Annotated in this window: 7 protein-coding genes; 2 read left to right on the top strand and 5 right to left on the bottom strand. The window is 43.3% G+C overall.

The window, feature by feature from the left end:
- Positions 1-115: 115 nt before the first annotated feature.
- Together BUB08_RS03580 and BUB08_RS03575 are read right to left on the bottom strand one after the other, a co-directional pair.
- Positions 116-1,108, bottom strand: a complete 993-nt coding sequence (locus tag BUB08_RS03580) for a FecR family protein (protein WP_072999031.1) — start codon at positions 1,106-1,108, stop codon at positions 116-118.
- Positions 1,109-1,402: 294 nt separating this feature from the next.
- Positions 1,403-1,993, bottom strand: coding sequence for an RNA polymerase sigma-70 factor (locus BUB08_RS03575; protein WP_072999029.1), 591 nt, complete (start codon positions 1,991-1,993; stop codon positions 1,403-1,405).
- Positions 1,994-2,345: 352 nt separating this feature from the next.
- Between BUB08_RS03575 and BUB08_RS03570 the strand changes: the two genes are divergently transcribed.
- Complete coding sequence (locus BUB08_RS03570) at positions 2,346-5,606, top strand: S41 family peptidase (protein ID WP_072999027.1); 3,261 nt, start codon at positions 2,346-2,348, stop codon at positions 5,604-5,606.
- On the opposite strand, the gene BUB08_RS03565 is transcribed toward BUB08_RS03570, so the two are convergent.
- From BUB08_RS03565 to BUB08_RS03555, 3 genes are all read right to left on the bottom strand, one after another.
- On the bottom strand, positions 5,607-6,644 hold the full coding sequence (locus BUB08_RS03565) for a zinc-dependent alcohol dehydrogenase (RefSeq protein ID WP_072999826.1): 1,038 nt from the start codon (positions 6,642-6,644) through the stop codon (positions 5,607-5,609).
- A 520-nt stretch (positions 6,645-7,164) separates the two neighbouring features.
- Entirely contained in the window at positions 7,165-8,502 is a 1,338-nt protein-coding gene (locus tag BUB08_RS03560) for an MATE family efflux transporter (protein ID WP_072999025.1), read from the bottom strand.
- A 23-nt stretch (positions 8,503-8,525) separates the two neighbouring features.
- Positions 8,526-11,144 (bottom strand): DUF5916 domain-containing protein, encoded by a 2,619-nt coding sequence (locus tag BUB08_RS03555; protein WP_072999023.1) that lies wholly within the window; start codon positions 11,142-11,144, stop codon positions 8,526-8,528.
- A gap of 281 nt (positions 11,145-11,425) precedes the next feature.
- Here BUB08_RS03555 and accC point away from each other — a divergent pair, with 281 nt between their 5' ends.
- Positions 11,426-12,931: an acetyl-CoA carboxylase biotin carboxylase subunit gene (gene accC / locus BUB08_RS03550; RefSeq protein ID WP_072999021.1), complete on the top strand. Its 1,506-nt coding sequence runs from the start codon at positions 11,426-11,428 to the stop codon at positions 12,929-12,931.
- Positions 12,932-12,937 lie beyond the last annotated feature (6 nt).

The raw sequence follows: 12,937 nt of genomic DNA, 5'->3' as shown, positions 1-12,937 counted from the left end.
AGGCTTGTTATTAATTTAGAAACCGGAAAACATTCGCGTGTTTTCCTGAGAGGCGGAAATTGCTGGCGGGCAGTTTCCGCTTTCGATTAAATTCAAGGTTCTTTCATTGGCACATTCATTTAATAGTTTTTATATAGATCTTGTCTTTCTCAATTTTATATTCAAACGGGATGTTCGACGCCCGCCTGAATGTTTCGATTATTGTGTAGATATTTGAATCAATGTAGAATACACCTGTAAAAGTGCTGTTTGCAATGGCATCGTCTTCGAATATGATTTTTACGCTGAAAATGCGCTCAATCTTTTTAGCCAGACTGGTAAAAGATTCATTTTTGAAATCGTATTCGCCTTTTTGCCAATATTTGTAGAAATTGTCGGAAATGGGTAGCTTTTTCAGTTTTCCCGATTTTTTGTCCAGAATTAAACTGTGCAGAGGTTCTAACACGTACGACTCGTACCTGCCGTTTCCTTCGGCAACATCCATCTGCACCCGTCCTGAAACCAAATCAACGCGCACACTGTTTTCTTCGGGATAGGCAGAAACCGAAAATTCGGTGCCGAGCACTTTAATCCGGTTAGCGCCGATGTTGACGAAAAACGGACTCTTCTTATTGTGCTTAACAGTAAAAAAGGCTTCGCCTTCCAACCGGATATCCCTGGAGTCTTCTGCAAATTTACCGGGGTAAGTAATTTTAGAACCGTTTGTCAACAGTGCTTTGCTTCCATCCGGGAAAACCACCAGACTTCTGTTTCCGTTAGGAACCGAAATTTCGTTCAGTACCACGTGCCGGTTCGCTTTCATGGTAGTAAGTGAACGCACAAAATATCCGGCAACAAACACAAAAACAAGTATTGCAGCGTAATTTAAAAGCTGGCGAAAATCGAACCTGTTTTTAGTCAGCCCGATTTTTCGTTTTACCAGTTTTAAATCTTCAGCAACAAACTTTTTATTCATCTCTTCGCCGCGCTGAAGTAATGCCCAGGTATTTTTATAACGAATGTATTCTTTTTGATTTTCGGCAGATTGCTGAATCCAGGACGACAGTCCTTTTGACCGGTGTAGAGGTTTTCTGTTAACTAACTCGTTTATGATTTCTTTCTTTTCCATTTAGCTTCTTCTCTGATATAAAATGATTGAAAAAGCAAATACCCTACGCCGGAAACTATTTTTTTTCTTTTTTATTTTAATGTTGAATTGAAATAGAAAACGACGCACGAAAATACGAGAGCAAACCATCTATAACACACTACAATACAACATTTCACTTTTTAATAAACTAAAAGACACATTAAAAAAACATAAGGTGCTCAACAGAAAATCCCATCAACGAATTCACAAAAAAGCATCAATTTTTTATAGAAAACACATACTGCCCAACACCACAAAAACGCTAAAAAGCACTTACAATTTTGTGCTTAGCAGGTAGGCCAGGATCGGAAGAAAATCTCTGAGTTCGATACGAAAAACCTTGAGTGCTTTGGTAATTTGCGCCTCCACTGCTTTAACCGAGATATTCAGTTCCTGCGCCACTTCATGGTTTTTTTTGCCTTCCAAACGGCTCAGCACAAACACTTCTCTGCAGCGGGGCGGCAAATCAGAAAGTGTTTTTTCGATGATTGTTTCAATCTCCTGAAAAGCAATTTCAGAAGTATCCAATTGTTGCAGCGCTGAGGAGTAAACCTGGTTTTGAATCCTGAGCTCCGCCTCGTTTACGTATCCTTTTTCTATTTTTTCGTGCCGCAAACGCATTAAACAATTGTTTTTTACAATGGTGTACAAATAACTTTGCAACTGTGACTCGGTAGATACATCGGGGTTCTTTTCCCAAAAAGTAATAAATGCATCCTGAACAAGGCTTTTTGCATCTTCGTAAGGAACATACTCCTTCGCAAAATAGACCAGCCGGGGATAATAAACGCTAAACATCACCTCAAACGCGGCTTCCTGTTTGCTGTGTACAAGTTCTATTATTTCGCCGGACAAAGTGCTCATAAAAAATACCCGATTTTACTTTGCAACTGCATATTCTTTTTCAAAAACCTGAAAGCATCTTTAACACTTCAGCCATGAATATGAGTTTATTATTTCTCCTATCGTGCGCACAAAGTTAAAACTAAGGCCGAAATTTCAACTGCATGTAACAAAAAATTAATCTCGATAAAAGGCAAAAAAGGGGCTGATTTCAGGCAAAAATTTGTATAAAGTGGACTAACTAAAAACGGGAAAAACCGGGCGTTCAGACCAAATAAACCGTTTCTTTTTCCCTGCCAAATGTATTTTCCATTCCCTACCCAAATTTGTATATTGTGCCTCTCGAAAATTATTTGATTAATTATTCAGTACTATGAAAAAAATAAAACAATTTGTAATTGCTGCTCTCCTCGTTGCAGGCACAGCAATACATTCAACACAAGCTGCCGAAAACTCCAGGCTGATGCGTTACCCCGACATTAACGGGAACCTGGTAGCATTTGTGTATGCCGGAGATATCTGGACGGTAAATTCTAACGGAGGAGATGCCAAAAGGCTGACTTCCCACGAAGGGATGGAACTTTTCCCAAAAATATCGCCCGACGGTAAATGGATCGCCTTTTCTGGTGAGTATGCCGGAAACAGGCAGGTTTTTGTTATGCCTTCGGAGGGAGGAGTTTCCAAACAACTAACCTGGTACAATTCCGTAGGACTGATGCCGCCGCGTGGCGGGTTCGATAATGTAGTTCTCGGATGGACTCCCGACAGCAAAAATATTCTGTTCCGTTCCAACCGTACAGAATTTGGCGAACGCAACGGCAAGTATTTTACCGTGAACATTGAAGGCGGGTTTGAAAAGCCGCTTCCGATTGTAAACGGGGGGATTGCTACTTTTTCGCCCGATGCAAAAAAAATCTGTTTTACTCCGGTCGATCGCGAATTCCGCTCGTGGAAAAGATACAAAGGAGGACGGGCAACCGAACTTTGGATTTACGATCTCGAAAAAAACACATCGGAACAAATAACCGATTTTCCGGGTTCTGACCAGTGGCCTGTGTGGCATGGCGATAAAATTTATTTCGCTTCAGACCGAAACCTGAAATTCAACATTTTCAGCTACGATACTTCTACAAAACAAACCGAGCAAATCACCCGGTTCACAAAAATGGATGTGCTTTGGCCGTCGGGGCAAAACGGGCAACTGGCATTTGAAAATGACGGATACCTGTACAAACTGAATATGCAAACTGGCAAAACCGAAAAAATATCGGTAAATATCCATTTCGACAACCCCAACCTGGTTTCCTACTTCAAAAATGTAAAAGAAAACATCCACAGTTTTGCCATATCTTCTACCGGCAAGCGAGCATTATTCGATGCGCGGGGAGACATTTTTTCTGTTCCGGCAGAAAACGGCTCTGTGGAAAACTTGTCGCAAACACAGGGAGTCCGCGAAATTTACCCGGCATGGTCGCCCAACGGAAAATACATTGCCTACTTCTCCGATGCCACTGGCGAGTACGAAGTTTACCTGCTGGAAAACCAAAAAGGCGCCAAGCCGGTACAACTGACCAAGGGCTCTGCCGCATGGAAATACCAAAGCGAATGGTCGCCCGACAGCAAATACCTGGTTTATTCCGACCGTACGTTAAACCTCAAATTGGTTAACATCGAAACAAAAAAAGAGACAATTGCCGACCATGCTACCGAATCAGAAATCAGGGATTACTCATTCTCTCCCGATTCGAAATGGATTGTTTATTCCAAAGAATCTGCCAACGGGCAGCCGGCAATTTGGGTGTACAATATACCCGAAGCGAAAAAATACCAGCTTACAGATGCTACGTTCAGCAATTTCTCTCCTGTTTTTTCCGATGACGGAAACTATATTTTCTTTTTGTCCAATCGCGATTTCAACCTTAGCTTTTCAAGTTTTGAGTTCAACTACCTGTACAACAATGCAACACGCATTTATGCAGCAATTTTAAAAGCCGACGGTCCGGAACTGAACAAAGACAAAAACGATGAAGAACCGGTTAAAAACGACGAAGTTGAAAAGAAAGAAGACGACAAAAAACAAGAAGAAAAAGAAGTTAGTGTATCTATCGATTTTGAAGGCATTAACAACCGGATTGTAGCACTTTCTCCCAGTACCGGAAACTACCGTAACCTCGTGCCGGTAGAAGGCGGCCTGCTTTACATCAACAGCGGGAAAATGGAAATGTATGATATCAAAGAGGAAAAAAGCAAGGAGATAGCAAATAAGATTTATCAGTTTACGGTATCTGCAGACAAAAAAATGATGCTCTACCGCTCCAACGACGGCTTTGGCATTACTGCCATTAAACCGGGAGTTAAACCCGACGACGGGAAACTCAACCTCGAAAACATGGAGATGAAAATAGACCCTAAAAAAGAATGGGAACAGGTATTCAACGACGGTTGGCGAATATTTAGAGACTATTTTTACGTAGATAATCTGCATGGCGTAGACTGGAAATCGATAAAGAAAAACTACAGAGAATGGCTTCCATACGTAGGTCACCGCGCCGACCTTGATCACATTTTAAGCGAAATGGTTTCGGAATCGAACACCGGCCACGCATACGTCAACTGGGGCGATTTCGAAAAAGTAAAACACATTGACGGCGGTTTGCTCGGAGCAAAAATTGAGGCCGATGCAAAAGCAGGCAAATACAAAATCGAAAAAATTTACGACAGCGAAAACTGGAATGCTTCACGCCGCTCGCCGTTAACGGCTCCGGGAGTGGATGTAAAAGAAGGCGATTACATTCTGTCTATCAACGGAAAAGAAATTACCACTGACGACAACCTCTACATTTTTCTGGAAAATCTTGCCGGAAAGCGCACTGAACTTACAGTTTCTGCCAACGCAGAAGGCGACAACCCGCGCACTTCGGCTATTGAACCTGTAAAAAGCGAACTGGAACTGATGTACCTGACCTGGGTAAACGAACGGCGTGCCTTGGTTGACAAACTGTCGAACGGACGAATCGGATACATCCACGTTCCGAACACAGCACTGGAAGGAAACCGCGAATTGTTCCTCGGGATGTACGCCTACCACGACAAAGAAGCGCTGATTATTGACGACCGATACAATGGCGGAGGTTTTATTCCGGCTGTAATGGCCGAGCTGCTTGAGCGAAAAACAATCAGCTACTGGCAACGAAACGGATTAAATCCAATGCGCACGCCCGGTGTTGCGCACGACGGTCCAAAGGTGATGCTCATTAACGGGTACTCATCTTCCGGCGGCGATGCGTTCCCTTACTTTTTCAGAAAAAAAGGACTGGGAACACTGATTGGTACACGTACTTGGGGCGGATTGGTAGGGATTTCGGGCAACGCTTCCCTCATCGACGGAACTGCAATTTCGGTTCCCCGCTTTGGCGTTTACGACGAAAATGGCCAATGGATAATTGAAGGTGTTGGCGTTTACCCCGACATTGAAGTAACAGACCGCCCCGAACAGTTGGCAAAAGGAGAAGACCCGTCCATTGAAAAAGCAGTGGAAGTTCTGCTAAAACAACTGAAAGAAAAACCGGCTAAAAAAGTAACCACTCCTGCACCGCCAGACCGGTCGGGATGGATAGAAAAAGATATTGATTAATCAGAAATCAATCATCGCTTTAATTGCACCGTCTTTGTATCCTTCAACGATATCGAAGGCGGTGCTTGTTTTTTCCGGCGGAAAATGATGCGTTACCATTTTCTCCACGTCGGCCTTACCCGAAACAACCAATTCGATAGCCTCTTCAACGCAATGGTTCTGACGGCGCACATTTACAATCGAAAGCTCTTTTCTTCGCATTAAATCCATATCGAAAGTATATTCTGCCGATGGCGGAATGCCCACCAGCACCAGTCTTCCTCCGGGCTTAAGAATTTTTACGGCATTAGTCACAGCCGCCTGTTCGCCGCTGGCATCGAAAACCACATCAACCAGCAACTCCTCAAACTTCTCCACTTCCGTTTTTACATTCTGCTTCTCCGGATTAACAACATACCTCACGCCAATTTCCTTTGCTTTTTCCAACCGATATTCCAGCGGTTCAATCATGCCCACATTGGTTACTTCATCGGCCAGCAGTTTGAGCAAAATACTTAAGCCGATTGGGCCGGCGCCGAAAATTCCAACCGATGTTTGTCTGTTTTTAATTTCAGCCAGCTTAACCGAATAAACGCCGATTGTAAACGGTTCAATCAGTGCCGCCTGAACCGGATTCAGCTTTCCCGTAACAGGGAAGCATGTAAACGAAGGCATCACAATATACTCCGAAAGGCATCCTTCCAACTGCCCCGGGCATCCTAAAAACCTGTTGTTTCTGCACGTGTGCGGCCTCCCTGACAAACACTGGTCGCAGTGCCCGCAATGCACAGAAGGATCAACCACCACCAGGTCACCCACCTTCACATTGGTAACTTTGCTGCCAACTTCCACAATAGTACCCGAGCACTCGTGCCCCACCGCAAACGGGTACTTAACAACCTGAGTTCCGATTTTTCCTTCGGAATAGTAATGAATATCAGAGCCGCACACTCCAATGGAAACCAGTTTAATTTTTACGTCGTCAGCATTCGCTATTTGGGGGACAGGAGCGGAAATCATTTCCATCTCACGAATTCCGGTTAAAACAACTTTCTTCATTTTTGCCTTTTTTGCATTAAAACCACTTAAAACCACCAAAACACTTTAAAAACCCCGGTTTCGGAAAAACCTTTCCTCCTTTTTTGAATCGTGTTTTCCTTAAAAAAAACTTTAAAAAACAGGCCGGATTCATAATAAATTCATCTGAAAATATCTTCCGACACTTCTTCTCCGGGGAAAACCGGTTTATCCCTTCTCAGAAGTTTTCGAAATTTGACCAAAAAGAATGACATCAAAAAAAATTCTTGCTTTTTCCAAAAACATGCGAAATACACATAAGACACTACTAGCCACAAGATTAAACAAAAGGACACAAAACTCCGTTAACACTTATTAATATTTTTTTAATTTTATTTCACATTTAACCCAATTTTGTGTTATATTAGCACAGTCTTAATTCAATGTAAATTGAATGTTATTTGAAACACTACCTTTTCTCTGTTAAACCAATATTTTTCCAGGTCTAACTAAACTAAACTATGAACAATCGGGTTATCGCCACCATTGATAACCCGTTTTTTTATGCCCTGCCCCGAAGTTTATATTTGAAACGAAAGAAGAATAGAATGCCTGCTGTTCCCAGCCCCACAAGGTATCCGTACCAGATTCCCTGAGGCCCTGAATTTAACACAAACGCGAACAAATAGCTTGTGGGTAACCCAACCAGCATGTACGCGGCAAAAGCCATCAACATTGGAATTTTCACATCTGCCATACCACGTAATGTACTAAGCATAATAACCTGCAACCCGTCAAACATCTGAAAAATAGCAGCAACAATCAGCAATCGGGAGGCAATTGCAATCACGTCTGCATCGGTAGTAAAAATCAACGGCAAATAGTTTCTGGTTAACACAAACAGTGCCCCCATGCACATCATAAACAGCAGTACCAAATGCGTTGAAGCAAAGGCCGCCATCCGCAAAGACTTATAATCGTTTTGCCCCAATTGATGGCTAACCCGTATTGTTGTTGCCTGCGAAATACCCAACGAAATCATGTAAGAAAAGCTGGCCAGACCGATTGCAACCTGGTGCGCTGCCAACGGAATTTCTCCCAGCCATCCCATCATAATTGCTCCCAGGCTGAAAGTCAGACCTTCTACAATTATCTGAAAACCAATCGGAATTCCAATCTTCAAAATTGAAACAATCCGCTTTTTCGAGAATTGTTGCAAACGAGCAAGTATAAAATATTGTTTAAACCTTGAAATGTTGACGATGTAGATAAAAAACAACAAAGGCATTGCAATGCGTGAAACAAGGGTTCCGATACCGGCTCCCATCAGCCCCATTTCCGGGAAGCCCAGTTTCCCGAATATTAATACATAGTTTACACCGATGTTAATTACATTGGAAATAAGTGTGATTTGCATCGCAATTTTGGTATTCCCGATTCCTTCGAAAAACTGTTTAACCGAGAAAAAAAGCATAAACGGAAGGTAGGACGCACACAGCAGCAAATAATAAGGGCCAGCAAGCTCCTGCACGTAAGCAGTTTGCCCCATATACGGCAATAAAAAGTAAGTACCAAACATTATTGCAGAAAGCACAAAAGCAGCAATCAAATGAGTAAATACTCCGTTCTTCAACAGCTTCACAACTTCCCCTGACTCGTTATTGCCGAATGCTTTACCCACCAGTGGCGTCAGGCCAATGGTAACTCCCATTCCGAAAAACATACCGATTATAAACACATTGTTTGCAAATGCAGAAGCAGCAAGTTCGAGGGTGCCCACGTGTCCCACCATCATATTATCAACAAGAGATACAGATACTTGCCCGATCTGTGATAAAACAACCGGGATAGCCAGATGCAGGTTTCGCCGGTAAAAAGGTATGTATTGCGACAAATTCATGCCGCCAAAGATACACTATTGCCTCAAATGGAAAACCAGAAGCTCACCTTCAGCATGAACGCGTTTTCGGCCGTCACTTTGTTTAAACCTTTAAGACTTTGGAAAACCGATGGTTCGTAAAATTGCTCGTACCGCGAACGGGTGTTTGTCCACACAAAATAAATGGTGGAGCCTGTTTTGTACTCCCAGCGCGCAACGAAATTTGAGCGAAATTCCTGAAAATTAAAGTCCGGATTTCTCGATGACAGGTTTAACACCGGATTATCGGTTGCAGTGTACAACCAGCTTTCTCCGCTGTCAAAATTTCGTACAAACAAGGGCAAAAATCGTTGGTCTATATTTGTTGATTTAGAATCGGCTACAATTCTGTAATCAGAATACTTTCCAACAGAAGCGTAAGGATTTCCGTAATATTGAAATGAAAGCTCGGGTGTAACAAAAAACTCAGCCCTGAGCGTAGACGAAATTGTTTTTCGGTCGATTTTGCCCACGATGTAATTCGTGGCATCGTTCAATATGGTTCTGGTAACATACTGATTATTGTCGGTTACAACATTTAGCTTATTCATTGATGAAAGCGTAAACCGGCTTCCAATCTGCCACTGCACATAAAACGTGTAGTAATTCCCGGATGAAACCTTGTCGTCATTTTTCATCAACTCCACTCCTCCTGCAAAAAACAAATCTTTGCTGGAATTGGTCTGCAAAAAAACTTCGCCCGAAATTTCCCCGTCTATTCTGAGCGACGGGCCACCCCACAGTTTTCGGGTGTCTACCTCGTAAAAAGAACGGTCGGCCACCAAATCGAGTTTCCACAAATTTTTAAACTGAAGCCGCACGTGCCCCATCAAATCGCCACCCAGGTTTTCGCCACCGTAACTCCAGTTCTGTCGCTGATCCAGTTCAAAATAGTAACTGTTCAAAATCCCTTTAGGTTTGCTCACCCAGTATACCGACGACAGCTTTTGCGTTACATAATCCGCCTGCCGGAGATACCCCACATCGTTCAGCTCCACCCCGGGAGAACGCCAATCAAGCGAACCGACCAACCTGAATTTACCGCTGCGTTTTCCGCCTTTCAGCTCTCCTCCCCACCCCTGCATAGAAGTGAGGTTCTCATTAAAGCTGAGGTGGCCGGCATCGGAACGCTGAAAATAGTGCCTCGAATCCAACTGAAGCAAAGAAATTGCTTCTTCGCTCCCTGAAACTTTAGAATAAAACCCCTTAAAATCCACAAAGTATTTCCGGTTCAGCCAGTTGTGCTGAAAGTCGAGGCCACTAACCAACGAGCTTTCGGGCAGGTACTCCAGATGTGCGTCTTTAATGTTTCGGATTGTGGAAGTTACCATTCCGCCCAAAACGGTGGAGCCATTGTTAAAATCCTGCTTCACCCTTCCAATAAAAAAATTGGTAAACGGCTCCACAGCCTCTTTCCGCTCCTGGTTATCGGAAGTAATAATAGCATTTTCCCGGGCAGTCATGCTGTTGATCACTCCCAACGACAAGCCCGACCGGTTTTTTCCCGTAAGTTTCAGTGCATTTAAAATGGACGTTTGATCCGGCATTGTAAGGGTTTCGTCCATCCCGTAATCGGGATAATATCCGGGAGCAGCGCCAATACGCCGCGAGTAAAAAAGCAGGTCGCTGCCGGCTTCGTATTCCAAAATGCTGTTTCCTTCCAGAAAGAAAGGTCGCTTTTCATCATAAAAAACTTCGTAAGAAGTAAGGTTCAAAACAGACGGGTCAGCCTCCACCTGTCCAAAATCGGGGTTTATCGTGTAATCTAAGGTAAAATCAGAAGTCACACCAATTTTCCCGTCAAGCCCGAATCCGGCGGTTGGATTTTTTTCTGCGCCGGAAACGTATTTCGACTTGGCGTAAGGGAGCAATTCAAAATTTCTTTTGTAGGGAATATCTTTTATTCCGTGCAGTTCACCAAAAATATAGACCATTGCCGGTGCATCCACCGGGATCAGTTTCCACTGATCTTCCTCTTTTAAGCGATCAATCCAGCGCCACACATGCATTCCCCAGATGTGCTCTTCTTTATTTGCGTACCTCAGTTGGCTAAAGGGAACACGCATTTCAACATACCAGGCAGAATCGCCCACCGAGGCTTTTCCATCCCACACCGCATCCCAGTTAAAATCCCAGCCGTATTCGCCCAGGTGCATCAAATCCACCTTTTGCCCGGCTGCCGTAACATTAAACTCAAATGCCGACTGTTTATCGAAATAACTATCCAGGGCAATGCCTGCCATGTCGCCCATGTTTTCGTCGCGCCGCCCCAAAATCGAACGTATTTTTTCAGGCTCGTCATCGTAACAAATAATTCCCATATACAAATAGGTATCATCATACAAAATTTTCAGTTTGGTTTGTTGCGAAGGCTCCTTTGCCTGGTTAGGCTGTTGCTGAATAAAATCACCTTGCCAGGTGCCAATCTCCTCCCAGCACAAATCATCCAACTCCCCATCAATTCTGGGTTTCAATTCGGTACGGGTGGCATAATATATTTTTTTCTGGCTTGCGTGGTAGTTAACCAGCGAATCATCAGACAGGGTATAGTTTAAACTCTGTGCCTTTGTTCCTGCTACAAAAACAATTATGGCTAAATTAGTCAATAAGAATATGCGCATCATTCAGGGTAAAAATATGGCTTAAAAATAACAGAACCAATTGAACAAAAAAATATTTTACGCGTTTTTAGTATTTTTTGAACTGCTCCTTCCATGATTCAAATAAATACCGGCTTTTTAAGTCTAATTTGAGCCGTTTAGCAAACATTAACACGTACCAATTTGCACAGGAACACCCTAAAAGTAATTTCGACCTCGCAATAAAAGAGAAAAAGACAGATTAAACATTTTTTTAACAGCCAAGTTATTTATAGTTGTGTTTTTAAAAATTGAAATTTTTAACAATGAATCACATCAAAAAAATTCTGATAGCCAATCGTGGAGAAATCGCTATCCGTATTATGCGAACATGCAGGGAAATGGATATTTCGTCGGTTGCCGTTTTTTCGGAAGCCGACCGGACTTCGCAGCATGTCAGATACGCAGACGAAGCCTACTACATTGGTAAAGCCCCATCGGGCGACAGTTACCTGAACATTGAAAAAATAATTGAAGTTGCTAAAAATTGCAATGCCGACGCCATCCATCCCGGGTACGGATTTCTTTCTGAAAATGCAAAATTTGCCCGGCGATGCAACGAAGAGGGTATTATTTTCATAGGGCCCTCTCCGGAAGTTATCGACCAAATGGGCGATAAAATAAAAGCGCGGGAAACGATGATAAAAGCAGGTATTCCCGTAGTTCCGGGAACCGAAGGAAGCATCAATTCCGAAGAAGAAGCGCTTAACGCAATAAAAGAGATCGGACTCCCGGTAATGATTAAAGCCTCTGCCGGCGGTGGAGGAAAAGGAATGCGGCTTGTGCATACCAAAGAAGACATTGTTTCTGCCGTACGGGCAGCACGTTCCGAAGCAAAATCAGCTTTTGGAGACGACTCTGTTTACATTGAAAAATACATTACTTCGCCCCATCACATTGAGTTTCAAATCTTGGGAGACCAGCACGGAAATGCTGTTCACCTTTTCGAACGCGAATGTTCTGTGCAACGCCGTCACCAGAAAATGATTGAAGAAACACCCTCGCCATTAATGACTCCGGAGTTGCGATCAGAAATGGGGCGTGCTGCCGTTGATGCCGCCAAAGCGGTAAATTACACCGGCGCCGGAACCATTGAATTTTTGGTTGACGACGACCTGAACTACTATTTTCTGGAAATGAACACGCGCCTCCAGGTGGAACATCCCATAACCGAACGCGTGACCGGAGTAGATTTGGTGAAACAACAAATAAAAACAGCCGAAGGCCATCCGCTGGAAATTCAGCAGGAAAAACTTTTCCAACGGGGACATGCCATCGAATGCCGGATTTATGCCGAAGACCCCGATAATAATTTTATGCCCAGCGCCGGAAAAATCTACAAAATTACAGAGCCGCTCGGACTTGGAGTACGAACTGACGGATACGTGTACGAAGGATACGAAATTCCGATTTACTACGACCCGATGATTTCAAAACTTATTGTTTGGGGCGCTAATCGCGACGAAGCCATCAGAAGGGTGCGAAGAGCGTTGTACGAATACAAAATTACCGGTGTAAAAACGTCCATCAAATTTCTGGAGCGCATTATGAATACTCCGGATTTCATCGATGGAAAATACGACACACACTTCATCGAAAAAAACAAAGAGTTGCTGCTTGCCAAAGACCCGTGCGACAATTGTAACGACATGGTTGCCATTGCTGCATACATCGACTACCTGAGCAAAATAAACAGAGTGCAGGAAGTTAACCAGGGATTTGCCCCGGCTCAGAGCAGATGGAAAAAAGTTCCTTACATCAACCACTTTTAATTGATT

The sequence above is a fragment of the Mariniphaga anaerophila genome (assembly GCF_900129025.1).
GTDB classification, from domain to species: Bacteria; Bacteroidota; Bacteroidia; order Bacteroidales; family Prolixibacteraceae; genus Mariniphaga; species Mariniphaga anaerophila.
This window is presented reverse-complemented; position numbering and strand designations above follow the sequence as displayed.